At 65.2% G+C, this 25,481-nt stretch carries 23 protein-coding genes; 19 read left to right on the top strand and 4 right to left on the bottom strand.

The features are described from left to right. Positions 1-5 precede the first annotated feature (5 nt). Positions 6-2,582, bottom strand: a complete 2,577-nt coding sequence (locus ACN8ZM_RS10845; protein ID WP_301768685.1) for a [protein-PII] uridylyltransferase — start codon at positions 2,580-2,582, stop codon at positions 6-8. Positions 2,583-2,627: 45 nt separating this feature from the next. Beyond that, positions 2,628-3,443, bottom strand: a complete 816-nt coding sequence (gene map / locus ACN8ZM_RS10840; protein ID WP_089450837.1) for a type I methionyl aminopeptidase — start codon at positions 3,441-3,443, stop codon at positions 2,628-2,630. Positions 3,444-3,820: 377 nt separating this feature from the next. Here map and rpsB point away from each other — a divergent pair, with 377 nt between their 5' ends. The 16 genes from rpsB to ACN8ZM_RS10760 all read left to right on the top strand — a co-directional run bounded on the left by rpsB (position 3,821) and on the right by ACN8ZM_RS10760 (position 19,441). Next, on the top strand, positions 3,821-4,561 hold the full coding sequence (rpsB, locus tag ACN8ZM_RS10835; protein WP_006752149.1) for a 30S ribosomal protein S2: 741 nt from the start codon (positions 3,821-3,823) through the stop codon (positions 4,559-4,561). A 162-nt stretch (positions 4,562-4,723) separates the two neighbouring features. After that, complete coding sequence (tsf, locus tag ACN8ZM_RS10830; RefSeq protein ID WP_043190814.1) at positions 4,724-5,605, top strand: translation elongation factor Ts; 882 nt, start codon at positions 4,724-4,726, stop codon at positions 5,603-5,605. 163 nt (positions 5,606-5,768) lie between these two features. Continuing rightward, positions 5,769-6,482 (top strand): UMP kinase, encoded by a 714-nt coding sequence (gene pyrH, locus ACN8ZM_RS10825; RefSeq protein WP_011352459.1) that lies wholly within the window; start codon positions 5,769-5,771, stop codon positions 6,480-6,482. 91 nt (positions 6,483-6,573) lie between these two features. Next, complete coding sequence (gene frr / locus ACN8ZM_RS10820; RefSeq protein WP_043190817.1) at positions 6,574-7,134, top strand: ribosome recycling factor; 561 nt, start codon at positions 6,574-6,576, stop codon at positions 7,132-7,134. A 49-nt stretch (positions 7,135-7,183) separates the two neighbouring features. Further along, the gene (gene uppS, locus ACN8ZM_RS10815) at positions 7,184-7,966 is read left to right on the top strand and encodes a polyprenyl diphosphate synthase (RefSeq protein ID WP_043190821.1); all 783 of its coding nucleotides are present in this window, start codon (positions 7,184-7,186) and stop codon (positions 7,964-7,966) included. Further along, positions 7,960-8,781, top strand: a complete 822-nt coding sequence (locus ACN8ZM_RS10810) for a phosphatidate cytidylyltransferase (protein WP_420209960.1) — start codon at positions 7,960-7,962, stop codon at positions 8,779-8,781. The genes uppS and ACN8ZM_RS10810 overlap by 7 nt, the downstream gene beginning before the upstream one ends. A gap of 15 nt (positions 8,782-8,796) precedes the next feature. Then, positions 8,797-9,993: a 1-deoxy-D-xylulose-5-phosphate reductoisomerase gene (locus tag ACN8ZM_RS10805; RefSeq protein ID WP_043190827.1), complete on the top strand. Its 1,197-nt coding sequence runs from the start codon at positions 8,797-8,799 to the stop codon at positions 9,991-9,993. An 11-nt stretch (positions 9,994-10,004) separates the two neighbouring features. Continuing rightward, positions 10,005-11,375 (top strand): RIP metalloprotease RseP, encoded by a 1,371-nt coding sequence (rseP, locus tag ACN8ZM_RS10800; protein WP_420209959.1) that lies wholly within the window; start codon positions 10,005-10,007, stop codon positions 11,373-11,375. Positions 11,376-11,436: 61 nt separating this feature from the next. Then, complete coding sequence (gene bamA, locus ACN8ZM_RS10795; protein ID WP_043190834.1) at positions 11,437-13,746, top strand: outer membrane protein assembly factor BamA; 2,310 nt, start codon at positions 11,437-11,439, stop codon at positions 13,744-13,746. A 64-nt stretch (positions 13,747-13,810) separates the two neighbouring features. Next, positions 13,811-14,308, top strand: a complete 498-nt coding sequence (locus tag ACN8ZM_RS10790) for an OmpH family outer membrane protein (protein ID WP_043190836.1) — start codon at positions 13,811-13,813, stop codon at positions 14,306-14,308. A gap of 16 nt (positions 14,309-14,324) precedes the next feature. Then, a complete protein-coding gene (lpxD, locus tag ACN8ZM_RS10785) occupies positions 14,325-15,404 on the top strand; it encodes a UDP-3-O-(3-hydroxymyristoyl)glucosamine N-acyltransferase (protein ID WP_420209958.1) in 1,080 nt (359 codons plus the stop codon). A 129-nt stretch (positions 15,405-15,533) separates the two neighbouring features. After that, positions 15,534-16,001 carry a 3-hydroxyacyl-ACP dehydratase FabZ gene (fabZ, locus tag ACN8ZM_RS10780; RefSeq protein ID WP_021159112.1) on the top strand — a complete coding sequence of 156 codons (468 nt, stop codon included), beginning with the start codon at positions 15,534-15,536 and terminating at the stop codon, positions 15,999-16,001. A gap of 58 nt (positions 16,002-16,059) precedes the next feature. Then, positions 16,060-16,848: an acyl-ACP--UDP-N-acetylglucosamine O-acyltransferase gene (gene lpxA / locus ACN8ZM_RS10775; protein WP_043190842.1), complete on the top strand. Its 789-nt coding sequence runs from the start codon at positions 16,060-16,062 to the stop codon at positions 16,846-16,848. 3 nt (positions 16,849-16,851) lie between these two features. After that, the gene (lpxB, locus tag ACN8ZM_RS10770; protein ID WP_043190845.1) at positions 16,852-18,021 is read left to right on the top strand and encodes a lipid-A-disaccharide synthase; all 1,170 of its coding nucleotides are present in this window, start codon (positions 16,852-16,854) and stop codon (positions 18,019-18,021) included. Continuing rightward, on the top strand, positions 18,018-18,662 hold the full coding sequence (gene rnhB / locus ACN8ZM_RS10765; RefSeq protein ID WP_420209957.1) for a ribonuclease HII: 645 nt from the start codon (positions 18,018-18,020) through the stop codon (positions 18,660-18,662). Before lpxB ends, rnhB begins: the two co-directional genes overlap by 4 nt. Continuing rightward, positions 18,659-19,441, top strand: coding sequence for a TrmH family RNA methyltransferase (locus ACN8ZM_RS10760; RefSeq protein ID WP_420209956.1), 783 nt, complete (start codon positions 18,659-18,661; stop codon positions 19,439-19,441). Before rnhB ends, ACN8ZM_RS10760 begins: the two co-directional genes overlap by 4 nt. 97 nt (positions 19,442-19,538) lie before the next feature. Here ACN8ZM_RS10760 and ppsR read toward each other — a convergent pair whose 3' ends face one another. Beyond that, a complete protein-coding gene (gene ppsR / locus ACN8ZM_RS10755) occupies positions 19,539-20,354 on the bottom strand; it encodes a posphoenolpyruvate synthetase regulatory kinase/phosphorylase PpsR (RefSeq protein WP_043190854.1) in 816 nt (271 codons plus the stop codon). A 376-nt stretch (positions 20,355-20,730) separates the two neighbouring features. Here ppsR and ppsA point away from each other — a divergent pair, with 376 nt between their 5' ends. From ppsA to ACN8ZM_RS10740, 3 genes are all read left to right on the top strand, one after another. After that, the gene (ppsA, locus tag ACN8ZM_RS10750) at positions 20,731-23,130 is read left to right on the top strand and encodes a phosphoenolpyruvate synthase (protein ID WP_043190857.1); all 2,400 of its coding nucleotides are present in this window, start codon (positions 20,731-20,733) and stop codon (positions 23,128-23,130) included. A 253-nt stretch (positions 23,131-23,383) separates the two neighbouring features. After that, positions 23,384-23,818, top strand: a complete 435-nt coding sequence (locus ACN8ZM_RS10745) for an NfeD family protein (RefSeq protein WP_043190859.1) — start codon at positions 23,384-23,386, stop codon at positions 23,816-23,818. A 33-nt stretch (positions 23,819-23,851) separates the two neighbouring features. Then, positions 23,852-24,787, top strand: coding sequence for an SPFH domain-containing protein (locus ACN8ZM_RS10740; RefSeq protein WP_039342757.1), 936 nt, complete (start codon positions 23,852-23,854; stop codon positions 24,785-24,787). A 240-nt stretch (positions 24,788-25,027) separates the two neighbouring features. Here ACN8ZM_RS10740 and smpB read toward each other — a convergent pair whose 3' ends face one another. Further along, positions 25,028-25,474 carry an SsrA-binding protein SmpB gene (gene smpB, locus ACN8ZM_RS10735; RefSeq protein ID WP_039342760.1) on the bottom strand — a complete coding sequence of 149 codons (447 nt, stop codon included), beginning with the start codon at positions 25,472-25,474 and terminating at the stop codon, positions 25,028-25,030. Between the last annotated feature and the right edge of the window lie 7 nt (positions 25,475-25,481).

The raw sequence follows: 25,481 nt of genomic DNA, 5'->3' as shown, positions 1-25,481 counted from the left end.
TTCATTCAGACTGCGATCGCACGCAGCAATTCGGTTTCGAGCTGGATCTGCAGGCGGTTGTCGGACAAGCCGGCACCCGCGAGCAGGAAGATGTCCTCGACGCGTTCGCCGAGCGTATTGATCCGCGCCGCGTGGACGCCGATCCGATGCTCGGCGAGTACGCGCGCGATCGAATAGAGAAGGCCCGGCCGGTCGTTGGCCGACACGGACAGGATGTAGTACTGGCCGCGCTCGTCGGCCCGCAGGTCGACGCGCGGCGTGATCGGAAACGTCCGGGACAGCCTCGACAGGCGGCCCTTGGACGGCTCCGGCAGCGGGGCGGTTTCGGTGAGCCGCGACGCGAGCTGTTGCTCGACGAGATTCGCGATGTCGCGGTACCGCACGTCACGTTCGGTCTGCGTGACGATGAAGTTGTCGAGCGCATAGCCGTGCCGCGTCGTGCTGACGCGTGCGTCGAGCACCGACAGCCCGTTGCGGTCGAAATACGCGCAGATGCCCGCGAACAGGTCGGGGCGATCCTTCACGTACACGAGCACCTGCAGCGCGTCGCCGATCGGCGACGGCCGCGCGCGGACGATCGCGGTTTCGGCGTTCACGTGCCGGTACAGCACGCGTGTTTGCCAAGCGATGTCGGCCGCGTCGTGACGCAGGAAGAAGCCGACGTCGAGCTGATCCCACAGCGCGCGGTGTGCGTCGTCGGGCACGGTTTCCAGGCGCAGCAGCGCGAGCGCCTGCTCCTGCCGCGACTTCAGCTCCGAATGCGCGTCGGGGTTGGCGCCGCCGAGCACCGCGAGCGTGATGCGGTACAGATCCTCGAGCAGCTTGCCCTTCCACGTGTTCCACACCTTCGGGCTCGTGCCGCGGATATCGGCGACGGTCAGCAGGTAGAGCGCGGTGAGGCGCCGTTCGTTGCCGACGAGTTCGGCGAAGCGCTTGATGACTTCGGGGTCGCTCGTGTCCTGCTTCTGCGCGACCTGGCTCATCGTCAGGTGATGCTGGACGAGCCACACGATCAGCGCCGCGTCGTCGCCGGGGATTCCGTGTTCGCGGCAGAAGCGCCGCGCATCGGTCATCCCGAGTGTCGAGTGGTCGCCGCCGCGGCCCTTCGCGATGTCGTGGAACAGCGCCGCGACATACAGGACCCACGGACGCTCGAAGTTGCCGATCAGCTGGCTGCAGAACGGATATTCGTGCGCATGCTCGGCGACCGCGAAACGGCGGATGTTGCGCAGCACCATCAGGATGTGCTGGTCGACCGTGTACACGTGGTACAGGTCGTGCTGCATCTGGCCGACGATGCGGCGGAAATTCAGCAGGTAGCGGCCGAGCACGCTCGTCTGGTTCATCAGCCGGAACGCGTGCGTGATCCCTTCGGGTTGCTGAAGGATTCGCATGAACGTGTCGCGATTCTGCGGGTCGCGGCGCCACGCGTTGTTCATGATCTCGCGCGAGTTGTACAGCGCGCGCAGCGTGCGCGCGGACAGGCCCTTCACGCCGCGGGTCGTCTCGTACAGCAGGAACGCTTCGAGGATTGCGTCGGGGTGGCGCTCGAACACGCCGTCGTCGACGATCTCGAGCATGCCCTGCTTCTCGACGAAGCGGTCGGGCGACAGCACGCGCGTGATGCCGCTCGTCGCGGGGAACAGCTGCGCCTCGATGTTCTGGATCAGGATCGTCGCGAGCTGCGTGACGGCTTTCGCGGCCCAGTAATAGCGGCGCATCAGCTGTTCGCTCGCGCGCTTGGCCTGCGTCGGCTGGTAGCCGAAGCTCTCGGCGGCCTGCGTCTGCAGGTCGAACACGAGCATGTCCTGGCGGCGGCCGGCAATCACGTGCAGCCGCGCGCGCAGCGTCTTCAGGAATCCCTCGTTGCGGCGCAGCTCGCGCGCTTCGCGATCGGTGATGAGGCCGCGCGTGTCGAGCTCGCGCCAGCTGCTGCCGAAACCGGCCGCGCGCGCGATCCACAGGATCGTCTGCAGGTCGCGCAGCCCGCCGGGACTTTCCTTCACGTTCGGTTCGAGGCTGTACGGCGTGTCCTGGAACTTCGCGTGGCGCTGGCGCATCTCGAGCACCTTCGCGGTGAAGAACGCGCGGGCGTCGAGCGCCTCGTGGTAGCGCACCGTGAAGCGCTCGAACAGCGCGGTGCTGCCGACGATGCGGCGCGCTTCCAGCAGCGAGGTCTGCACCGTGACGTCCTGCGACGCCTCCTCGATGCACTGCGCGACCGTGCGCACGCTGCTGCCGATCTCGAGGCCGAGATCCCACGCCATCCCGATGAAGCGCTCGATGCGCGCATCGAGCGCCGGGTCGTGCGCATCGGGCAGCAGCACGAGGATGTCGACGTCGGAATAGGGCGCGAGCTCGCCGCGCCCGTAGCCGCCGACGGCGACGAGCGCGAGCGTCGCGGGCAGCCCGCAGTCGTCCCATACGCGCTTCAGCGCATCGTCGGTGAGTTTCGACAGCGCGTGCATCAGCGATGCGACGTTCGTCGCGCGGCGGAAGCGCTCGAGCATCTCCGTCTTGGCGGCCTTGAATTCGGCGCGCCGCGACAGCGCGTCGGGCGAAGGGGCGGCGTGAGCGCTCATGGGCGGCTGTTCAGGTGCGGGCAGGGCGGGCTGGCGCGGCGGCGCTCAGACCGCGGCGGCCGGTTGCGCGAACACGGGGCGCGCCGGCGTGCCGGCCGATACGGTCAGCACTTCGTAGCCGGTTTCGGTGACGAGCACCGTGTGCTCCCACTGCGCGGACAGACTGCGGTCGCGCGTCTTGACCGTCCACTGGTCGGGCATCGTGCGGATGTCGCGCTTGCCGGCGTTGATCATCGGCTCGATCGTGAAGATCATCCCGGCCTTCAGTTCGATGCCCGTGCCCGGACGGCCGTAGTGGACGACCTGCGGATCCTCGTGGAACACCGTGCCGATGCCGTGGCCGCAGTATTCGCGCACGACGCTGTAGCCCTGCGCTTCCGCGTGCTTCTGGATCGCGTAGCCGATGTCGCCGAGGTGCGCGCCGGGCTTGACCTGGTCGATGCCGAGCCACATGCATTCGTAGGTGGTCTGCACGAGGCGCTTCGCCATGATCGAGCCTTCGCCGACGATGAACATCCGGCTCGTGTCGCCGAAGTAGCCGTTCTTGATCACGGTGATGTCGATGTTCAGCGCGTCGCCGTTCTTGATCACCTTCTCGCCGGGGATGCCGTGGCAGATCACGTCGTTGACCGAGATGCAGGTGGCCTTCGGGTACGGCGGATAGCCGGGCGGCTGGTAGTTCAGCGGCGCGGGGACCGTGCCCTGCTCGTTGAGCATGAACTCATGGCAGAGGCGGTCGAGTTCGGCGGTCGTGATGCCCGCGACGACGTGCGGGGTGATGAAATCGAGCACTTCGCTCGCGAGACGGCAGGCGACGCGCATCTCGGCGATATCGTGTTCGTTTTTGAGCGTAATAGCCATCGAGGTATGCCTGGAATGCGGTGAATTGACGGATTATCGCACCTTCTGGCAGGCGTCGCAGCCCCTGCCGGCGGTGCGGATGCGGGTTTTCGCGGATTGTCCGCCCCGTCGCCGCGCGGCAAGCAAAAGTGGTGAGCGACTTGAGAGCGGACAAATCGGCGTGCTATACTCTTTGGCTAAGTCGATATCCAAATGCCGCACTTGCCCCGTTTTGGGGTGGCATGGCGGTGAAAGGCTTACGGCACGGGCGTTTTGCACGTGTCGAATCGCAAGCCGGCGCAACCAGGGTGCCGGCCGCGTGGAATCGGACCCTCCGGGGCAGGTTCGCGCGGCGGTACGGCGGCCGGCTTAAGACCCAACCCTCGTGGAGAATTTACATGGCAGTTACGATGCGCCAAATGCTGGAAGCGGGTGTCCACTTCGGTCACCAGACGCGCTTCTGGAACCCGAAGATGGCTCCGTTCATTTTCGGTCACCGCAACAAGATTCACATCATCAACCTCGAAAAGACGCTGCCGATGTTCACGGACGCACAGAAGTACGTGCGCCAGCTGGCAGCGAACCGCGGCACGATCCTGTTCGTCGGCACGAAGCGTCAATCGCGTGACACGATCGCTCAGGAAGCGCAGCGCGCAGGCATGCCGTTCGTCAACGCACGCTGGCTCGGCGGCATGATGACCAACTTCAAGACGCTGAAGGTATCGATCAAGCGCCTGAAGGACATGGAAGCGGCAGTCGAGGCAGGTGAGCTCGAGAAGATGAGCAAGAAGGAAGCGCTGCTGTTCGAACGCGAAATCGCCAAGCTGCAGAAGTCGATCGGCGGCGTGAAGGACATGGGCGGCATTCCGGACGCAATCTTCGTCGTCGACGTCGGCTACCACAAGATTGCCGTTACCGAAGCGAATAAGCTGGGCGTGCCGGTCATCGCCGTGGTCGATACGAACCACTCGCCGGAAGGTGTGGATTACGTGATCCCGGGTAACGACGACTCGAGCAAGGCAGTCGCACTGTACGCTGAAGGCGTGGCCGACGCGATCCTCGAAGGCCGTGCAAACGCGGTCAACGAAGTGGTCCAGGCTGCACGCGGCGACGACGAGTACGTCGAGGAAAACGCGTAACTGGCCCCGAGCCGGCGCAAAAAGGGGGCTCTCAACAGGCCCCCTTTTTTTAAGCTTGTGCGCCGGACCTGATCGCGCCGATTTGGTGCGGGTCCGGAAACGAATCTCGGCCGTTCGCGTCCAAGCGGGCGGCGTTGTGAATACAGACTCAAGGAGCGAATGATGGCGGCAATTACCGCAAGCATGGTGGCAGAACTGCGCGCAAAGACCGACGCACCGATGATGGAGTGCAAGAAGGCGCTGACGGAAGCTGATGGCGATCTGGCCAAGGCTGAAGAGCTGCTGCGCGTCAAGCTCGGCAACAAGGCGAGCAAGGCGGCATCGCGCGTGACGGCAGAAGGCGTCGTCGCATCGTTCGTCGGCGGCAACGCAGGCGCGCTGGTCGAACTGAACTGCGAAACCGACTTCGTCGCGAAGAACGACGACTTCCTCGCATTCTCGAAGACGGTTGCAGAACTCGTTGCGACGCAAAACCCGGCTGACGTGGCTGCGCTGTCGGCACTGCCGCTCGAAGGTTCGACGGTCGACGCAGTGCGCCTGGCACTGATCGGCAAGATCGGCGAGAACGTCTCGATCCGCCGTTTCGTCCGTTTCGAAACCGCAAACAAGATCGCAACGTACCTGCACGGCGCGCGTATCGGCGTGATCGTCGAGTACACGGGTGCGGAAGAGCAGGTCGGCAAGGACGTCGCGATGCACATCGCGGCGATGAAGCCGGTCGCACTGTCGTCGGCTGACGTGCCGGCAGAACTGATCGAGACGGAACGCCGCGTGGCCGAGCAGAAGGCTGCGGAATCGGGCAAGCCGGCCGAGATCGTCGCGAAGATGGTCGACGGTAGCGTCCAGAAGTACCTGAAGGAAGTGTCGCTGCTGAACCAGACGTTCGTGAAGAACGACAAGCAGACGATCGAGCAGATGCTGAAGGCAGCGGATTCCGCTGTGCAGAAGTTCTCGCTGTTCGTCGTCGGCGAAGGCATCGAGAAGCGCCAGGACGACTTCGCCGCCGAAGTGGCCGCGCAAGTCGCAGCAGCAAAGCAGCAGTAAGCCGTAAGCAGTCAGGCAGTATCCGCGGCGGGCGTCCGCTCCGCCGCGGTCGGCGCCGCCGCCGGCCGGCCGGGAAACCCGGTCCGACCGTCGGCGCTTGCCCGAATCAGTATTTCGCCCCTACAGTTCGTGGTTGTCATCCTCTCGTCGCTCGGAAGCCCCTATGTCCAATGCCTATAAACGCGTCCTTCTCAAACTCTCCGGCGAAGCGCTGATGGGCGACGATGCCTTCGGCATCAATCGCGCGACGATCGAACGGATGGTGGCCGATATCGCCGAAGTCGTGCGTCTCGGTACGCAGCTCGCGGTCGTGATCGGTGGCGGTAATATTTTCCGCGGTGTCGCGGGTGGCGCGGCCGGCATGGATCGCGCGACGGCAGACTACATGGGGATGCTCGCGACGATGATGAACGCGCTGGCGCTGCAGGACGCAATGCGCCACGCCGGCATCGAGGCGCGCGTGCAGTCCGCGCTGCGCATGGACCAGGTCGTCGAGCCGTACATCCGGCCCCGCGCGATTCGTCAGCTCGAGGAAGGCCGCGTCGTGATCTTCGCGGCCGGTACCGGCAACCCGTTCTTCACGACGGACACGGCCGCCGCGCTGCGCGGTTCGGAAGTGGGCGCCGAGGTCGTGCTGAAGGCGACCAAGGTCGATGGCGTATATTCTGCCGATCCGAAGAAGGATCCGTCGGCCACGCGCTACACGACGATCACTTTCGACGAGGCGATCAGCCGCAACCTGCAGGTGATGGACGCGACGGCCTTTGCGCTGTGCCGCGACCAGAAGCTGCCGATTCGCGTGTTTTCGATCAACAAGCCGGGCGCGCTCAAGCGCATCGTGCTGGGCGAGGACGAAGGTACGCTCGTCCACGTGTAAACTCCCGCGGATGCGGGTCATCGGCCGCGGCGCGCCAGATGCGCCGGGCGGGGCCCGCGTTCTTTGAAGGTTTGAAGGTTCGGAGGTTGAAATGAGTGTCGCTGATACCAAGAAGGGCGTCGAGCAAAAGATGCAGCGCTCGATCGAAGCGTTCAAGAACGATCTGGCAAAGATCCGTACGGGCCGTGCACACACCGGTCTGCTCGATCACGTTCAGGTCGACTACTACGGCTCGATGGTGCCGATCTCGCAGGTCGCGAACCTGACGCTCGTCGACGCGCGCACGATCGGCGTGCAGCCGTGGGAAAAGAACATGGTGCAGAAGGTCGAGAAGGCCATCCGCGAAGCCGACCTGGGCTTGAACCCGGCCACGTCCGGCGACCTGATCCGCGTGCCGATGCCCGCGCTGACGGAAGAGCGCCGCCGCGAACTGACCAAGGTCGTGAAGGGCGAAGGCGAAACGGCCAAGGTCGCGATCCGCAACCTGCGCCGCGACGCGAACGAAGCGCTCAAGAAGCTCGTGAAGGACAAGGAAATCTCGGAAGACGACGAGCGCCGTGCGAGCGACGACGTGCAGAAGCTGACGGACAAGCACGTCGCCGAAATCGACAAGCTCGTGCAGACCAAGGAAGCCGAGATCATGACGGTCTGACGACCGTCCTCGCGCGCCGCCTTCTTCCCGCATTACTGTCTCAACGGCCATGACCTATACCAGCTCTACCGTTCGCGTGCCTGACGTCGGCGTCGTGCCGCGTCACATCGCGATCATCATGGACGGCAACGGCCGTTGGGCGACCGAACGCCGCTTGCCGCGCGTCGCGGGGCACACCCGTGGCGTCGATGCCGTGCGGTCGGTGGTCGAAGGTTGCGCGCGCGCCGGCGTCGAATACCTGACGCTGTTCGCGTTCAGTTCGGAGAACTGGCGCCGGCCGAACGACGAAGTGTCGTTCCTGATGCGACTCTTCATCACCGCGCTCGAGCGCGAGATCGGCAAGCTCCATGCGAACGGGATCCGCCTGCGTGTCATCGGCGATCTCGACCGCTTCGAGCCGCGCATCCGCGAACTGATTCGCCGCGCCGAAACCAAGACGGCGCGCAATACCCGTCTGACGCTCACCATCGCGGCCAACTACGGCGGCCGGTGGGACATCCTGCAGGCGACGAAGAAACTCGTCGAGCAGGCCGTGCGCGAAGGTCGCGAGGTCGAAGTGACCGAGGACGCATTCGCGCCGCACCTGGCGATGGCCTATGCGCCGGAGCCCGATCTCTTCATCCGTACCGGCGGCGAGCAGCGCGTCAGCAACTTCCTGCTGTGGCAACTCGCGTACGCCGAATTCTATTTCACCGACAAATACTGGCCGGATTTCGACGGCGCGGCACTGGCCGACGCCATGGCGTCGTATACGGAGCGCGAGCGCCGTTTTGGCCGCACGAGCGCACAGCTCGAACCGCAATCGCAGAACGCCGACTCCCTTTCATGCTGAAAACCCGTGTGATCACGGCGATCGTGATGCTGGCGGTGCTGCTGCCGGTGACGCTGTTCGCGCCGCTCACCGCGTTCGGCGCGCTGATCGGCGTCGTGCTCGTGTTTGCCGCGTGGGAGTGGGCGCGCCTGCTCAAGCTCGGCGGTGCCGGCCCGGTCGTCTATGCGGTCGTCGCGGCGCTGGCGCTCGCGGCCACGGCGCCGCTCGGCGTCGACGCGGCTTCGTCCCGTCCCCTTTTCATGGCAGCCGGCGTGTTCTGGCTGCTGGTCGGCCCGTTCACGTTGCGGCGCAAGCCTGAACTCGCGGGCGGCGTATGGCGGCCGTTCCTGCTGGCGGCCGGCCTCGTGGTCTTCGCGGCCTGCTGGCATGCGCTCGTCGCGGCGCGCGCGCAGGGCGTGCCGTTCGTGCTGTCGCTGCTTCTGGTCGTCTGGCTCGCCGATATCGGCGCATACTTCGCGGGCAAGGCCTTCGGAAAGCGTAAACTGGCCATCACGATCAGTCCCGGCAAGAGCTGGGAAGGCGCGATCGGTGGCTGGCTCGCCGTGATGGTCGTCGCCGGCGTCGCGATGGCCGCGCATGCGTTCGAGCCGACCCTGTTTTCTGCGTTCGCCGCGCGCTACGGGATGCCCGGCGCGTGGGCCGCACTGACGTTGCTGGTCGCGTATAGCGTGATCGGTGACCTGTTCGAGTCGCTGCTGAAGCGGCAGGCGGGCGTGAAGGATTCGAGCGGACTGCTGCCGGGTCATGGCGGCGTGCTCGACCGTGTCGACGCGCTGCTGCCGGTGCTGCCGCTCGCGATGCTGCTGCTTGGTTAAACCATTATTTCTGTTATGCAAAAACGTCTGACATTGCTCGGTTCCACGGGCTCGATCGGAGACAGCACGCTCGACGTGGTCGCGCGCCATCCCGAGCGCTTCTCGGTCTATGCGCTGACCGCACACCGCAACGGCGACAAGCTGGTCGAGCAGTGCCTGCGCTTCGCGCCTGAAGTCGCGGTGGTCGGCGATGCGCAGACGGCCGCGCACGTCGAAGCGAAGCTGCGCGCGGCGGGCAGCAAGACCACGGTGCTGTACGGCCCGCAGGCGCTCGTCGATGTCTCGAAGAGCGACGGCTGCGATACGGTCGTCGCGGCGATCGTCGGCGCGGCCGGCATGGCGCCGAGCCTCGCGGCCGCGCGCGCCGGCAAGCGCATCCTGCTCGCGAACAAGGAAGCCCTGGTGATGTCGGGCGCGATCTTCATGGACGCGGTGCGCGACCATGGCGCGATCCTGCTGCCGGTCGACAGCGAACACAACGCGATCTTCCAGTGCATGCCGCGCGACGCGGCCGAGCACGGCGGCATCTCGAAGATCATCCTCACCGCGTCGGGCGGCCCGTTCCGCACGCGCGAGCCGGCCACGCTCGTCGACGTGACGCCGGACGAAGCGTGCAAGCACCCGAACTGGGTGATGGGCCGCAAGATCTCGGTCGATTCCGCGACGATGATGAACAAGGGCCTCGAGGTGATCGAGGCGCACTGGATCTTCGGGCTGCCGGGCGACCGGATCGACGTGCTGATCCATCCGCAGAGCGTGATCCATTCGCTCGTGTCGTACCGCGACGGCTCGGTGCTCGCGCAGCTCGGCAACCCCGACATGCGCACGCCGATCGCGCACGCGCTCGCGTTCCCCGAGCGTGTCGATGCGGGCGTCGATCAGCTCGACCTCGCGCAGATCGCCCAGCTGTCGTTCGAGAAGCCCGATTACGCGCGCTTCCCGTGCCTCGCGCTCGCCTTGAAGGCGCTTGAGGAAGGCGGTATCGCGAGCGCTGCATTGAACGCAGCGAACGAAGTGGCGGTCGAAGCGTTTCTCGAGCGCCGCATCGGCTTCATGGCGATTGCGGCGACGGTCGACGCCGTGCTCGGCACGCTGCCGAACCGCACGCCCGACGGGCTCGACGATGTCCTGGCGGCGGATGCCGAGGCGCGCCGCCTCGCCGCCGAAATCATTGCGAAAGCGCCTGCGCCACGCGTGGAGCGCACTGTCTGAATGGGGTGCTCATGAACGTGCTGGTCGAACTGATCGCGTTTGCGGTGGCGATCGGGGTGCTGGTCGTCGTGCATGAGTACGGACATTATCGCGTCGCGCGCTGGTGCGGCGTGAAGGTGCTGCGTTTCTCGATCGGCTTCGGCCAGCCCGTCGCGCGCTGGGTCAGCCGCCGGACGGGCACCGAGTGGACGCTGTCCGCGCTGCCGCTCGGCGGCTACGTGAAGATGCTCGACGAGCGCGATCCCGGCGCCGGCATCCCGCCCGAAGAACTCGGGCAGGCGTTCAACCGGCAATCCGTCTACAAGCGCATCGCGATCGTCGCGGCCGGGCCGATTGCCAACTTCCTGTTGGCAATCGTGCTGTTTTCCGTCGTATTTGCGAGTGGCGTGACCGAGCCGGCTGCGATCGTCGCACCGCCGGCCGCCGGCACGCTGGCGGCGCGCGCGGGCTTCGACGGCAGCGAGACGATCGTGTCGATCCGCAACGCGCAGGGCGGCGAGTCCGAGCCGGTGCGGTCGTGGTCGGACCTGCGCTGGAAGCTGCTGGCGGCCGCGTTCGACCACCGCGAGATCGTGCTCGGCGCACGCGACGGCAACACGACGTTCGATTTCCGCGTCGACCTCCGCCATGTTCCCGAAAGTCAGCTCGACGACGATTTCATGGCCCATCTGGGCTTCGAGACCGGCGGCGGCACGCTGTCGGTCGCGTCGGTGCAGCCCGGCAGCGCGGCGGAGCAGGCGGGCCTGAAGTCCGGCGACAAACTGGTCGCGCTCGACGGCAAGCCGATCGGCGGCGCGTCGCGCTTCATCGATTTCGTGAAACACCATGCGGGCAAGCCGCTCGACCTGCAGATCGAGCGCGACGGCGCCGCGCAGACGGTGTCGATCGTGCCGCAGACGCAGCGCGACGACGAGTCGGGGCAGCAGGTCGGCCGTATCGGCGCGGCGCTGTCGATGCATACGCCGTCCGTCGACGTCCGCTACGGGCCGATCGAGAGCCTGCAGCTCGGCGCGCACCGTACGTGGGACATCTCCGTGTATTCGCTGCGGATGTTCGGGCGCATGATTACGGGCAATGCGTCGCTGAAGAACCTGTCCGGCCCGGTGACGATTGCCGACTACGCGGGCAAGAGTGCGCGGCTCGGTCCATCAGCGTTCCTGTCGTTCCTCGCCCTTGTCAGCATTAGCCTTGGCGTCCTGAACTTGTTGCCGATTCCCGTTTTGGACGGGGGGCATCTGTTATATTATGCGGTTGAAGCTGCGACCGGGAAAGCCGTCTCGGAGCGCTGGCAACTGATTCTGCAAAGAGCCGGGTTGATCTGCATCGTCGCATTGTCGGCGATCGCGCTGTTCAACGATCTGGCTCGGTTAATCCATTTCTGAAGCGTCAGGCGGCGGCCGCTAGGCAGCCGCCTGATTTGATGCAGCTAAATATTGGGGATGCATGTTGTTCAAACCTCATCGCTTTGTACCTAAGACAGTTGCAGCGGCCGCGCTCGCCGCGCACGGCCTCGCGGCCCATGCAGCGGCACCGTTCGTGGTGCAAGACATCAAGATCGAGGGGCTGCAGCGCGTCGAAGCGGGTTCGGTGTTCGCCTACCTGCCGATCAAGCAGGGCGATACCTTCACGGACGACAAGGCATCCGAAGCAATCCGCGCGCTGTACGCGACGGGCTTTTTCAACGACGTACGCATCGCCACGCAGGGCAATGTCGTGATCGTGCAGGTGCAGGAGCGTCCGGCCATCGCGTCGATCGACTTCACCGGCACGAAGGAATTCGACAAGGACAACCTGACGAAGGCACTGCGCGCAGTCGGTCTCGCCGACGGCCGCTATTACGACAAGGCGCTCGTCGACAAGGCGGAGCAGGAGCTCAAGCGCCAGTACCTCACGCGCGGCTTCTACGCGGCCGAGGTGAAGACGACGGTCACGCCGGTCGACGCGAACCGCGTGTCGATCCTGTTCGCGGTGGCCGAAGGCCCGAGCGCGAAGATCCGCCAGATCAACTTCATCGGCAACAAGGCGTACAGCACGAGCACGCTGCGCGACGAGATGCAGCTGTCGACGCCGAACTGGTTCTCCTGGTACACGAAGAACGACCTGTACTCGAAGGAAAAGCTCACGGGCGACCTCGAAGCAGTGCGCTCGTACTACCTGAACCGCGGCTATCTCGAGTTCAACATCGAGTCGACCCAGGTGTCGATCTCGCCCGACAAGAAGGACATGTACCTGACGGTCACGCTGCACGAAGGCGAGCCGTACACGGTGTCGGGCATCAAGCTGTCGGGCAACCTGCTCGATCGCGAGGCCGAACTCAACAAGCTGATCAAGATCAAGCCGGGCGATCGTTTCTCGGCCGAGAAGCTGCAGCAGACCACCAAGTCGATCGTCGACAAGCTCGGTGAATACGGCTACGCATTCGCGACCGTCAACGCGCAGCCGGAGATCGACCAGGCAAACCACAAGGTGAACCTGAACCTCGTCGTCGATCCGAGCCGCCGCGTGTACGTGCGCCGCATCAACGTCGTCGGCAACACGCGCACGCGCGACGAAGTGGTGCGCCGCGAAATGCGCCAGCTCGAAAGCTCGTGGTTCGATTCGAACCGCCTCGCGCTGTCGAAGGATCGCGTGAACCGTCTCGGCTACTTCACCAACGTCGACGTGACGACCGTGCCGGTCGAAGGCACGAACGACCAGGTCGACGTGAATGTGAAGGTCGATGAAAAGCCGACCGGCGCGATCACGCTGGGCGCCGGCTTCTCGTCGACGGACAAGGTCGTGCTGTCGGCCGGCGTGTCGCAGGACAACGTGTTCGGTTCGGGTACCAGCCTGTCGGTGAACGTCAACACCGCGAAGAGCTACCGCACGCTGACCGTCACGCAGGTCGACCCGTACTTCACGGTCGACGGCATCAAGCGGATCACCGACGTCTTCTACCGTACGTACCAGCCGCTCTACTATTCGACGAGCTCGAGCTTCCGGATCATCAGCGCGGGCGGCAACCTGAAGTTCGGCATTCCGTTCTCGGAAGTCGATACCGTCTACTTCGGCGCCGGCTTCGAGCAGAACCGTCTCGACGTCGATTCGAACACGCCGCAGAGCTACCAGGACTACGTGCAGCAGTTCGGCCGCGTGTCGAACACGGTGCCGCTGACGGTCGCGTGGTCGCGCGATGCGCGTGACAGCGCGCTGATTCCGAGCCGCGGCTACTTCACGCAGGCGAACATGGAGTACGGCGTGCCGGTCGGCAAGATCCAGTACTACAAGGCAGACCTGCAGGCGCAGTACTACTATTCGTTCTCGCGCGGCTTCATCCTGGGCATGAACATCCAGGGCGGCTACGGCAACGGCATCGGCAATCCGTACCCGATCTTCAAGAACTACTACGCTGGCGGTATCGGCTCCGTGCGTGGCTATGAGCCGAGCTCGCTGGGACCGCGCGACTCGAAGACGGGCGACCCGATCGGCGGCTCGAAGATGCTCGTGGGCAACATCGAGCTGACGTTCCCGTTGCCGGGCACCGGCTACGACCGCACGCTGCGCGTGTTCACGTTCGTCGACGGCGGCAACGTCTGGGGCAACGCGCCGGGCGGCACCGCCACGGGCGCGAACGGCCTGCGTTACGCGTACGGCGTCGGCCTCGCGTGGATCTCGCCGATCGGGCCGCTCAAGCTGAGCCTTGGCTTCCCGATTCAGAAGAACGAAGGCGACAAGTACCAGAAATTCCAGTTCCAGATCGGGACGGCGTTCTGATCGAACGCATGACAACAGCAACGAGAGGGTAATTTTGCTAACCGGTAAGTTTTCGAAACGAGTGATGTGCGCGCTGACCGTTGCGCTGGCCTTGGGCGCGGCGACGGTGCACGCACAGGACGTCGCCCGCATCGCGGCGGTCAATTCGGATCGGATCCTGCGCGAGTCGGCGCCCGCGAAGGCGGCGCAGACGAAGCTCGAAGCCGAGTTCGCGAAGCGCGACAAGGATCTGCAGGATCTGGCGGCGCGTCTGAAGTCGATGTCCGATTCGCTGGACAAGAACGGTGCGTCGCTGTCGGCGGCCGACCGCGCGCAGAAGCAGCGCGATCTCGCGCAGCTCGATACCGACTTCCAGCGCAAGCAGCGCGAATTCCGCGAAGACCTGAACCAGCGCCGCAACGAGGAGCTGGCGGCCGTGCTCGAGAGGGCGAACAAGGTCATCAAGCAGATCGCCGAGCAGCAGAATTACGACCTGATCGTGCAGGAAGCCGTGTACGTCAGCCCGCGCATCGACATCACCGACAAGGTGCTCAAGGCGCTCGCGTCCGGCTCGACGAACTGAACGGAGCAGACGACGAATGGCATTGACGCTTGAGGATCTCGTAAAGCGATTCGGCGGCGAGATCGCCGGCGACGCACAGTGCAAGGTGAGCGGGCTCGCCCCGCTCGACCAGGCAGGCCCGCAGCAACTCGCGTTCCTCGCGAATCCGAAGTATCTGTCGCAGGTCGAGTCGACCCGCGCCGGCGCGGTGCTGATCGCGCCGAAGGATCTGGAAAAGCTGGGCGCGGCCGCTAGTGGTCGCAATTTCATTGTCACGCCGAACCCGTACGCGTACTTTGCGCGCGTCGCGCAGATGTTCATCGATCTGGCGACGCCGCCGCGTGCCGCCGGCGTGCATCCGAGCGCGACGATCGATCCGGCCGCGCAGGTCGCCGCGAGCGCGGTGATCGGCCCGCACGTGACGGTCGAGGCCGGTGCGGTGATCGAAGACGGCGTGCAGCTCGACGCGAACGTATTCGTCGGCCGCGGCACGACGATCGGCGCGGGTTCGCACCTGTATCCGAACGCCTCGGTGTACCACGACTGCAAGATCGGTCCGCGCGCGATCATCCATGCGGGCGCCGTGATCGGCTCCGACGGTTTCGGCTTCGCGCCGGATTTCGTCGGCGACGGCGACGCGCGCACCGGCAGCTGGGTCAAGATCCCGCAGGTCGGCGGCGTGTCGATCGGCCCGGACGTCGAGATCGGCGCGAACACGACGATCGATCGCGGCGCGATGGCGGATACCGTCATCGAGGAGTGCGTGAAGATCGACAACCAGGTCCAGATCGGCCACAACTGCCGGATCGGCGCCTATACGGTGATCGCCGGCAGCGCGGGCATCGCGGGCAGCACGACGATCGGCCGCCACTGCATGATCGGCGGCGCGGCCGGCATCGCCGGCCACGTGACGCTCGGCGACTATGTCATCATCACCGCGAAGTCGGGTGTATCGAAGTCGCTGCCGAAGGCCGGCATCTATACCAGCGCGTTCCCGGCCGTCGACCACGGCGAATGGAACAAGAGCGCCGCGCTCGTGCGCAACCTCGACAAGCTGCGCGAGCGCATCAAGGCGCTCGAAGCCACGCTCGCCGCCCAGGGCGGCACGGACGCCTGAGCGCATCATGCGAGACCTCGAACCGGGTACGGCCAGCGCAACCGGCCCGGTTTGCCAGACTGGGCCGCACGGCGGCCCGCTTCAGCCTTTGCATCACCACCGCGCAGCCTCTGCGTGAGACGAACCATCATGAGCACTGAAAAAATCAATCTCGACATCCACAAGATCCTCACGCTGCTGCCGCATCGCTACCCGATTCTGCTCGTCGATCGCGTGCTCGAACTCGAGCCGCACAAGGGAATCAAAGCGCTGAAGAACGTGTCGATCAACGAGCCGTTCTTCCAGGGGCATTTCCCGAAGCGGCCGGTGATGCCGGGCGTGCTGATCCTCGAGGCGCTCGCGCAGGCCGCGGCGCTGCTGACCTTCTCGGAAGAGCAGCCGAAGGATCCGGAGAACACGCTGTACTACTTCGTCGGGATCGATGGTGCGCGCTTCAAGCGTCCGGTCGAGCCGGGCGACCAACTGATTCTGAACGTGACGTTCGAACGCTACATCCGCGGCATCTGGAAGTTCAAGGCGGTGGCGGAGGTGGACGGCAAGGTGGCCGCGGAAGCCGAACTGATGTGCACGGTCAAGACGACCGACGTGGCGCCCTGAGCGACGCGTCACGCATAGGCAACGCAACGCGACACATCACATCGAGAGGCAACGGCGCATGACCAGGATTCATCCCACCGCGATTGTCGAACCGGGCGCGCAGATCGACGAATCGGTCGAGATCGGCCCGTACGCGATCGTCGGTCCGCACGTCACGATCGGCGCGCGCACGACGATCGGCTCGCACAGCGTGATCGAAGGCCATACGACGCTCGGCGAGGACAACCGCATCGGCCATTACGCGTCGGTCGGTGGTCGTCCGCAGGACATGAAGTACAAGGACGAGCCGACGAAGCTCGTGATCGGCAATCGCAACACGATCCGCGAATTCACGACGATCCACACGGGCACCGTGCAGGACGGCGGCGTGACGACGCTCGGCGACGACAACTGGATCATGGCCTACGTGCACATCGGCCATGACTGCCGGGTCGGCAATCACGTGATCCTGTCGAGCAACGCGCAGATGGCCGGCCACGTCGAGATCGGCGACTGGGCGATCGTCGGCGGTATGTCGGGCGTGCACCAGTTCGTGCGCATCGGCGCGCACTCGATGCTGGGCGGCGCGTCGGCGCTCGTACAGGACATCCCGCCGTTCGTGATCGCGGCAGGCAACAAGGCCGAGCCGCACGGGATCAACGTCGAAGGGCTGCGCCGGCGCGGCTTCTCGGCCGATGCGATCTCGGCGCTGCGCAGCGCGTACCGCGTGCTGTACAAGAACGGCCTGTCGTTCGAGGAAGCGAAGGTGCAATTGCGCGAGCTGGCAGAGGCGGGCGGCGACGGCGATGTGCCGGTGAAGGCGCTCGTCGATTTCATCGACGCGTCGCAACGCGGCATCATCCGCTAAGCGATGCCGCTTCCGACCACTCAGCTCCGGCTCGCGATGGCGGCCGGCGAACCGTCGGGCGACCTGCTCGGCGCGTCGCTGCTCGGCGGGCTGCGCGAGCGGCTGCCCGACTCGGCCCAGTACTACGGGATCGGCGGGCAGCGGATGATTGCGCACGGCTTCGACTCGCACTGGCAGATGGACAAGCTGACCGTGCGCGGCTATGTCGAGGCGCTGGGTCAGATTCCCGAGATCCTGCGGATTCGCGGCGAGCTGAAGCGCCAGTTGCTGGCCGAGCGGCCGGACGCGTTCATCGGCATCGACGCACCTGATTTCAACTTCAACGTCGAGCAGACGGTGCGGGACGCGGGCATTCCGGTGGTCCACTTCGTATGCCCGTCGATCTGGATATGGCGTGGCGGCCGGATCAAGAAGATCGCCAAGTCGGTCGACCACATGCTGTGCCTGTTCCCGTTCGAGCCGGCGATTCTGGACAAGGCAGGCGTCGCGTCGACCTACGTCGGCCATCCGCTCGCCGACGAAATCCCGCTCGAGCCCGACATGCATGGCGCGCGGATCGCGCTCGGCCTGCCGGCGGACGGCCCGGTGATCGCCGTGCTGCCCGGTAGCCGGCGCTCGGAAATCGCGCTGATCGGCCCGACGTTTTTCGCGGCGATGGCGCTGATGCAGCAGCGCGAGCCGGGCGTGCGCTTCGTGATGCCGGCGGCGACGCCGGCGCTGCGCGCGCTGCTGCAGCCGCTCGTCGACGCGCATCCGCAACTCGCGCTGACGATTACCGATGGCAGTGCGCAGGTCGCGATGACGGCCGCCGACGCGATCCTCGTGAAGAGCGGCACGGTCACGCTGGAAGCCGCGTTGCTGAAGAAGCCGATGGTGATCTCGTACAAGGTGCCCTGGCTGACCGGGCAGATCATGCGCCGGCAGGGTTACCTGCCGTACGTCGGCTTGCCGAACATCCTGGCGGGGCGCTTTGTCGTGCCTGAGCTGCTGCAGCATTTCGCGACGCCCGAGGCGCTCGCCGATGCGACGCTCACGCAGCTGCGCGATGACGCGAACCGCCGCACACTGACCGAAGTATTTACCGAAATGCATCTTTCGCTGCGGCAGAACACGGCCGCGAAGGCGGCCGAAGCGGTCGTGCGCGTGCTCGAACAACGCAAGGGGCGCGCATGACCGCAGTACGTGCACCACGCCGCCGCGCGTCGAGCGACGTGCAGGGCGGCTTCGATTTCAGCCGTCCCGACGAGATCGTCTGCGGCGTCGATGAAGCGGGCCGCGGCCCGCTCGCGGGGCCGGTGGTGGCCGCCGCGGTGATCCTCGATCCGGCGCAGCCGATCGACGGGCTCGACGATTCGAAGGCGCTGTCCGCGAAGAAGCGCGACGCGCTGTACGAGCTGATCGTCGCGCGCTCGCTGTCGTATTGCGTCGCATCGGCGAGCGTTGACGAGATCGATACGCTGAACATCCTGCACGCGACGATGCTCGCGATGAAGCGGGCCGTCGAGGGCCTGTCGGTCCTGCCGACGCTGGCACAGATCGACGGCAACCGCTGTCCGACGCTGACGGTGCGCGCCGAGGCGATCGTCAGCGGCGACGCGCTCGTGCCGAGCATCTCGGCCGCGTCGATCCTCGCGAAGGTCACGCGCGATCGCATGCTCGTCGATCTGCACGAACGCTTCCCCGTGTACGGCTTCAACGTGCATGCGGGCTACGGCACCGCGAAACACCTCGCCGCGCTGCGCGAGCACGGCCCGTGCGAAGTGCATCGGCGCTCGTTCGCTCCCGTGCGCGCGGCACTCGAACTGATTCGATGAAAAGCATTACTTCCCGCGACAACCCGCTGTACAAGCGCCTGAAGGCGCTCGCGGGCTCGACGTCCCATCAACGCCGTGGCGGCCAGGCGCTGCTCGAAGGATTCCATCTCGCGAGCGCGTACCTCGATACGGGCGCGACGCCCGAGCTGTGCGTGGCGACCGAAGGCGCACTCGGCCACGCCGAGGCGCAGGCGATCGTCGCGCGCATCGATGCGCAACGGATCGTCACGCTGCCCGACGCGCTGTTCGGGCAGTTGTCGAACGTCGTCAACGGCGTCGGCTTCCTGCTGCTCGTCGACCGGCCGGCGCAGCCGCTGCCCGAGCGCGTGACGCAGTCGTCGGTCGTGCTCGACGGCGTGCAGGACGCCGGCAACGTCGGCTCGATCCTGCGCAGCGCGGCGGCCGCCGGTGTGCGCCACGTGTTCTGTGCGCCGGGTACCGCGTACGCATGGTCGTCGAAGGTGCTGCGCTCGGGCATGGGTGCGCATTTCCTGCTGTCGATCCACGAGGACGTCGAAGCCGATGTGCTCGCAGAACGCCTCGATGTCCCGGTTGCGCTGACCGATTCGCACGGCGCGCAGGCGGTCTATGACTGCGACCTGTCGGGCCCCGTGGCGTGGGTGTTCGGCAACGAGGGGGCGGGGGTGTCGGCGTTCTGGCGCGATGCGGCCACGCATCGCGTGACGATCCCGCAGCCGGGCGGGATGGAATCGCTGAACGTGGCGGCCGCGGCAGCGGTCTGCCTGTTCGAGCAGGTGCGTCAGCAGCGGCGTGCGTGACGCCACGCGCGTGCTTTTGCCGCCCCATTAAAAAAGGCCGCGTTCGACGCGGCCTTTTTGTTTCCGGCGGCGGCCAGGCCGCCGCGAGCGCTCAATCTCAGTACGACTGCCGGTCGAGACGGATTTCCTGGAGGATCGTCGTCGCGATTTCCTCGATCGACTTGTGCGTCGACGACAGCCACTTGATCCCCTCGCGGCGCATCATCGCTTCGGCCTCGTTGATCTCGTAGCGGCAGTTCTCGGGCGCCGCGTACTTGCTGCCCGGCCGGCGTTCGTTGCGGATCTCCGACAGGCGCTGCGGGTCGATCGACAGCCCGAACAGCTTCTCGCTGTACGCGGCCAGCGCCGACGGCAGCTTGCCGCGCTCGAAATCCTCCGGAATCAGCGGGTAGTTGGCTGCCTTCACGCCGTACTGCATCGCGAGATACAGGCTCGTCGGCGTCTTGCCGCTGCGCGACACGCCGACGAGGATCACGTCGGCCTCCGACAGGTTGCGATTCGACTGGCCGTCGTCGTGCGCGAGCGAGAAGTTGATCGCCTCGATCCGCGTCTTGTATTCCTCGGTGTCCGCGTTCTGGTGGCCGCGGCCCATCGCGTGGCTCGACTTGAGCTCCAGCTCCTGCTCGAGCGGTTCGACGAAGCGCTGGAACATGTCGAGCACGAGCGCGTTCGAGCGCTTGACGATGTCGTTCGACTCGCTGTCGACGAGCGTCGTGAACACGATCGCGCGGCGGCCGTCGTGCACGGCGGCCTCGTTGATCTTCTCGAGGGTCGCGTAGGCCTTGTCGAGCGAATCGACGAACGGCACGCGCACGAGGCGGAATTTCTGGTCGAACTGGGAGAGGATCGAATGCGCGAAGGTTTCGGCAGTGATCCCGGTGCCGTCGGAGACGATGAATACGGTAGGCAGCATGAATCTGGGCGTCGAACGTGAAGGGCGGTTGCGCGGGCGGCTGGAGGTTCGCCTCCAGACGCAGTGACAAGGTCGCGCCACATCCGGCAGCCGGCACGGTAGAATAGCGGCAACCTGTTGGATAAGCAATTGCGGGGGCAGGGCGCGAACGGCGCCCCACGCTACGCCGCGCGATTCCAAAATTCCCGGCAAGTTTGGCGATTCGTCTGCAAATATCGCCCTTCTGCCGGGATTTTTGCAAATCGGGTCGGAAGATTTTCCGCCGTTGCGATTGTTTATCTAACAGGTTGCGCAAGACGCGCCGCGCCTTTTTGCAAGCGCCCGCGTCCGAGCCCACTTGCGCAATCGAGCATTTTTTTCACACTTAGGGGCTTGTATGACTAACGCAGCAAACGTCGCAAAGGACCAGGCGTATGTAATTCCGTTCGAGCAGTTGCGGATGACCGATGTGGAGATCGTCGGCGGCAAGAATGCGTCGCTTGGCGAAATGATCAGCCAGCTTTCCGAAGCAGGCGTTCGTGTACCCACCGGTTTCGCCACGACCGCGCTCGCGTTCCGTGATTTCCTCAAGCACAACGACCTTACCGATCGCATCGCCAAGCGTCTCGAGTCGCTCGACATCGACGACGTGAAGGCGCTCGCCGAAGCCGGTGCCGAAATCCGCAAGTGGATCGTCGATGCGCCGATGCAGGCACGTCTCGAGCAGGAAATCCGCGAGCAGTTCGAAGTCCTGAAGAACAGCTCGCCGGGCGAGCTGTCGTTCGCCGTGCGTTCGTCCGCTACCGCGGAAGACCTGCCCGACGCATCGTTCGCCGGCCAGCAGGAGTCGTACCTGAACGTCGTCGGCATCGAAGACGTGCTCGATCGCATGAAGCACGTGTTCGCGTCGCTGTATAACGACCGCGCGATCTCGTACCGCGTGCACAAGGGCTTCACGCACGCGGAAGTCGCGCTGTCGGCCGGTGTGCAGCGCATGGTCCGCTCGGACGTCGGCGCCGCCGGCGTGATGTTCACGATCGACACCGAATCGGGCTTCAAGGACGCCGTGTTCATCACGTCGAGCTACGGCCTGGGCGAAACCGTCGTGCAGGGCGCCGTGAACCCGGACGAGTTCTACGTGTTCAAGACGACGCTCGCACAGGACAAGTACCCGATCATCCGCCGCTCGATCGGCTCGAAGCTGATCAAGATGGAATTCACGCAGCCGGGCGAGCCGGGCCGCGTGAAGACGGTCGACGTGCCGCACGAACAGCGCAACCGCTACTCGATCACCGACGAAGACGTGATCGAGCTGGCGAAGTACGCGGTCATCATCGAGAAGCACTACCAGCGTCCGATGGACATCGAGTGGGGCAAGGACGGCCGCGACGGCAAGATCTTCATCCTGCAGGCACGCCCGGAAACGGTGAAGAGCCAGGCAACCGGCAAGGCCGAGCAGCGCTTCAAGCTGAAGGGCCAGTCGCAGGTGCTGGCGACGGGCCGTGCGATCGGCCAGAAGATCGGTGCGGGCCCCGTGCGCGTGATCCAGGATCCGTCGGAAATGGAACGCGTGCAACCGGGCGACGTGCTGGTGGCCGACATGACCGACCCGAACTGGGAGCCGGTGATGAAGCGTGCAGCCGCGATCGTCACGAACCGCGGCGGCCGGACCTGCCACGCGGCGATCATCGCGCGTGAGCTCGGCGTGCCGGCAGTCGTCGGCTGCGGCGATGCGACCGACATCCTGAAGGACGGCGCGCTCGTCACCGTGTCGTGCGCGGAAGGCGACGAAGGCAAGATCTACGACGGCCTGCTCGAGACGGAAGTCACGGAAGTGCAGCGCGGCGAACTGCCGGAAATCCCGGTCAAGATCATGATGAACGTCGGCAACCCGCAGCTCGCGTTCGACTTCTCGCAACTGCCGAACGGCGGTGTGGGTCTCGCGCGTCTCGAGTTCATCATCAACAACAACATCGGCGTTCACCCGAAGGCGATCCTCGAGTACCCGAACATCGACCAGGACCTGAAGAAGGCGGTCGAGAGCGTCGCGCGCGGTCACGCATCGCCGCGTCAGTTCTACGTCGACAAGCTGACGGAAGGTGTCGCGACGATCGCGGCGGCGTTCTATCCGAAGCCCGTGATCGTGCGTCTGTCCGACTTCAAGTCGAACGAGTACAAGAAGCTGATCGGCGGTTCGCGTTACGAGCCGGACGAGGAAAACCCGATGCTGGGTTTCCGCGGCGCGTCGCGTTACATCGCTGAAGACTTCGCGCAGGCGTTCGAGATGGAGTGCCGTGCACTGAAGCGCGTGCGCGACGAGATGGGCCTGACCAACGTCGAGATCATGGTGCCGTTCGTGCGTACCGTGAAGCAGGCGGAGCGCGTCGTCGGCCTGCTCGAGAAGTTCGGCCTGAAGCGCGGCGAAAACGGCCTGCGCCTCGTGATGATGTGCGAAGTCCCGACCAACGCGATCCTCGCCGAAGAGTTCCTGGAGCACTTCGACGGTTTCTCGATCGGTTCGAACGACCTCACGCAGCTCACGCTCGGCCTCGACCGCGACTCGGGCATGGAACTGCTGGCTGTCGACTTCGACGAACGCGACCCGGCCGTCAAGTTCCTGCTGAAGCGCGCGATCGACACCTGCCGCAAGATGGGCAAGTACGTCGGCATCTGCGGCCAGGGCCCGTCCGATCACCCGGACTTCGCTCAATGGCTGACGGACGAAGGCATCGTGTCGATCTCGCTGAACCCCGACACGATCATCGATACGTGGCAGGCGCTCGCCAACCGGAAGTAACGGTCGGTAACTTGCCACCAACGAAGGAGCGGCGCTGCTGCTCTTTCAATGAAGGCAAATTGCAAGGTTCATGCTATAAACACCCCGGTAGACACCGGGGTGTTTTTGTTTGTCGGTACGAACCGGGCCGCCCCAAGCGTGCCGACCGCTCTTTCGGGAGCCGCGAACAAATCGATCCGGAACAGCGCTTCAGCGCGTATTCTGGTTCTATGCCACGCAAGTGAACGCGGCGGATGTTTTTCTGGAGACCACAATGATGTCGGGGCATCTGTTCTGGTGGGTCGCGGTGGGCGTGCTGGTCGTGGCCGAGTTGCTGACGGGCACGTTCTATCTGCTGATGATCGCGCTCGGCTTTCTCGCGGGCGGGCTGCTGCAGCTGGCCGGTTTCGCGCCGCACGTGCAGTTCGGCGCGGCGGCCGTGGTCGCGATCGTCGCGATGATCGTGTTGCGGCGTTCGGGGCTCGGCCGCAAGCAGAAGCGCGACACGTCGACCAATCCCGACGTCAATCTCGATATCGGCGCGACCGTCACGGTCGACGCGTGGCGTGACGGCCGCGCGCGCGTGCAGTATCGCGGTGCCGACTGGGACGTCGAGCTCGAGAACGGCGAGCGCGACGATGCGCACGTGTATCAGGTGAGTGCCGTGCGCGGCAATTGTCTCGTGGTCGTAGCGAAACCCGCGGGCTGATCGTCCGCCGATACAACAAGGAGGGAATACTTCATGGATTCGCTGATCATCTGGGTGGTTCTGCTCGTCATCGCGATCGTGATCGTGTCGAAGACGGTGAAGATCGTGCCGCAGCAGCATGCATGGGTGCTCGAGCGCTTCGGGCGCTATCACGCGACGCTGTCGCCGGGTCTCAATATCGTGCTGCCGTTCGTCGATCGCATCGCGTACCGGCACGTGCTGAAGGAAATTCCGCTCGACGTGCCGAGCCAGGTCTGTATCACGCGCGACAACACGCAGTTGCAGGTCGACGGCGTGCTGTACTTCCAGGTGACCGATCCGATGAAGGCGTCGTACGGATCGAGCAACTTCGTGCTCGCGATCACGCAGCTCGCGCAAACCACGTTGCGTTCGGTGGTCGGCAAGCTCGAACTCGACAAGACGTTCGAGGAGCGCGACTTCATCAACCACAACATCGTGTCGGCGCTCGATCAGGCCGCGGCGAACTGGGGGGTGAAGGTCCTGCGCTACGAGATCAAGGACCTGACGCCGCCGAAGGAAATCCTGCACGCGATGCAGGCGCAGATCACCGCGGAGCGTGAAAAGCGCGCGCTGATCGCCGCATCCGAAGGCCGCAAGCAGGAGCAGATCAACCTCGCGTCGGGCGCGCGCGAAGCGGCGATCCAGAAGTCGGAAGGCGAGCGACAGGCCGCGATCAACCAGGCGCAGGGCGAAGCGGCCGCGATTCTGGCGGTGGCCGAAGCGAACGCGCAGGCGATCCAGAAGATCGCGAACGCGATGCAATCGCAGGGCGGGATGGACGCGGTGAACCTGAAGGTGGCCGAGCAGTATGTCAGCGCATTCTCGAATCTCGCGAAGCAGGGCAACACGCTGATCGTGCCGGCGAACCTGTCGGATCTCGGCACCGCGATCTCGTCGGCGCTGACGATCGTCAAGAGCGCGGGGGCGGCTTCGGGCGGGAAGGCCTGAGTCCGGATTTACGCGGCGCGCTGGTGGCCGCCGCGTGCGATCGGCGTGCGGCGAATCGTCGCGGAGCCGGGCGCGGATGATGCCCGTGCGGCACCGTCGACGGCGCCTTTCTTCAGTCGATACGGGCGGTATGGCGTGCCGAGTGTCGCCCTTGTAGCCGGCGCGCCCGATTCACCTGGCCCAAAGCAACACGGCCCGCTTCGAGCGGGCCGTGTTGCTTTGCGAAGCGCGTCGCGCGCGTCAGGTGCCGGCGCGCATGATGCGGGCCTTTTCGCGTTCCCAGTCGCGCTTCTTCTCGGTTTCGCGCTTGTCGTGCAGCTTCTTGCCCTTCGCGAGCGCGATGTCGCACTTCACGCGACCGCCCTTGTAGTGGAAGTTCAGCGGCACGAGCGTGTAGCCGCGCTGCTCGACCTTGCCGATCAGTTTCTTGATTTCCTCGCGGTGCAGCAGCAGCTTGCGCGTGCGAACCGGGTCGGGCGTGATGTGGGTCGAAGCCTCGGGCAGCGGGCTGATATGGGTGCCGATCAGGAAGATCTCGGCGTGCTTGATCACGACGTAACCTTCCCTGATCTGGCCGCGCCCGGCGCGCAGCGCCTTGACTTCCCAGCCCTCGAGCACGAGCCCCGCCTCGTAGCGTTCCTCGATGTGATAATCGAAGTGCGCTTTCCTGTTGTCGATGATGCTCATGAAAGGA

The sequence above is a fragment of the Burkholderia aenigmatica genome (assembly GCF_048627025.1).
GTDB lineage: Bacteria > Pseudomonadota > Gammaproteobacteria > Burkholderiales > Burkholderiaceae > Burkholderia > Burkholderia aenigmatica.
The sequence above is the reverse complement of the archived record's forward strand: the minus strand, read 5'-3'. Positions and strand labels throughout refer to the sequence as shown.

Excerpts from the sequence above, each read along its gene's own strand:
- ACN8ZM_RS10845 (WP_301768685.1), bottom strand. The coding sequence starts at position 2,582 with ATGAGCGCTCACGCCGCCCCTTCGCCCGACGCGCTGTCGCGGCGCGCC.
- map (WP_089450837.1), bottom strand. The coding sequence starts at position 3,443 with ATGGCTATTACGCTCAAAAACGAACACGATATCGCCGAGATGCGCGTC.
- rpsB (WP_006752149.1), top strand. The coding sequence starts at position 3,821 with ATGGCAGTTACGATGCGCCAAATGCTGGAAGCGGGTGTCCACTTCGGT.
- tsf (WP_043190814.1), top strand. The coding sequence starts at position 4,724 with ATGGCGGCAATTACCGCAAGCATGGTGGCAGAACTGCGCGCAAAGACC.
- pyrH (WP_011352459.1), top strand. The coding sequence starts at position 5,769 with ATGTCCAATGCCTATAAACGCGTCCTTCTCAAACTCTCCGGCGAAGCG.
- frr (WP_043190817.1), top strand. The coding sequence starts at position 6,574 with ATGAGTGTCGCTGATACCAAGAAGGGCGTCGAGCAAAAGATGCAGCGC.
- uppS (WP_043190821.1), top strand. The coding sequence starts at position 7,184 with ATGACCTATACCAGCTCTACCGTTCGCGTGCCTGACGTCGGCGTCGTG.
- ACN8ZM_RS10810 (WP_420209960.1), top strand. The coding sequence starts at position 7,960 with ATGCTGAAAACCCGTGTGATCACGGCGATCGTGATGCTGGCGGTGCTG.
- ACN8ZM_RS10805 (WP_043190827.1), top strand. The coding sequence starts at position 8,797 with ATGCAAAAACGTCTGACATTGCTCGGTTCCACGGGCTCGATCGGAGAC.
- rseP (WP_420209959.1), top strand. The coding sequence starts at position 10,005 with ATGAACGTGCTGGTCGAACTGATCGCGTTTGCGGTGGCGATCGGGGTG.
- bamA (WP_043190834.1), top strand. The coding sequence starts at position 11,437 with ATGTTGTTCAAACCTCATCGCTTTGTACCTAAGACAGTTGCAGCGGCC.
- ACN8ZM_RS10790 (WP_043190836.1), top strand. The coding sequence starts at position 13,811 with ATGTGCGCGCTGACCGTTGCGCTGGCCTTGGGCGCGGCGACGGTGCAC.
- lpxD (WP_420209958.1), top strand. The coding sequence starts at position 14,325 with ATGGCATTGACGCTTGAGGATCTCGTAAAGCGATTCGGCGGCGAGATC.
- fabZ (WP_021159112.1), top strand. The coding sequence starts at position 15,534 with ATGAGCACTGAAAAAATCAATCTCGACATCCACAAGATCCTCACGCTG.
- lpxA (WP_043190842.1), top strand. The coding sequence starts at position 16,060 with ATGACCAGGATTCATCCCACCGCGATTGTCGAACCGGGCGCGCAGATC.
- lpxB (WP_043190845.1), top strand. The coding sequence starts at position 16,852 with ATGCCGCTTCCGACCACTCAGCTCCGGCTCGCGATGGCGGCCGGCGAA.
- rnhB (WP_420209957.1), top strand. The coding sequence starts at position 18,018 with ATGACCGCAGTACGTGCACCACGCCGCCGCGCGTCGAGCGACGTGCAG.
- ACN8ZM_RS10760 (WP_420209956.1), top strand. The coding sequence starts at position 18,659 with ATGAAAAGCATTACTTCCCGCGACAACCCGCTGTACAAGCGCCTGAAG.
- ppsR (WP_043190854.1), bottom strand. The coding sequence starts at position 20,354 with ATGCTGCCTACCGTATTCATCGTCTCCGACGGCACCGGGATCACTGCC.
- ppsA (WP_043190857.1), top strand. The coding sequence starts at position 20,731 with ATGACTAACGCAGCAAACGTCGCAAAGGACCAGGCGTATGTAATTCCG.
- ACN8ZM_RS10745 (WP_043190859.1), top strand. The coding sequence starts at position 23,384 with ATGATGTCGGGGCATCTGTTCTGGTGGGTCGCGGTGGGCGTGCTGGTC.
- ACN8ZM_RS10740 (WP_039342757.1), top strand. The coding sequence starts at position 23,852 with ATGGATTCGCTGATCATCTGGGTGGTTCTGCTCGTCATCGCGATCGTG.
- smpB (WP_039342760.1), bottom strand. The coding sequence starts at position 25,474 with ATGAGCATCATCGACAACAGGAAAGCGCACTTCGATTATCACATCGAG.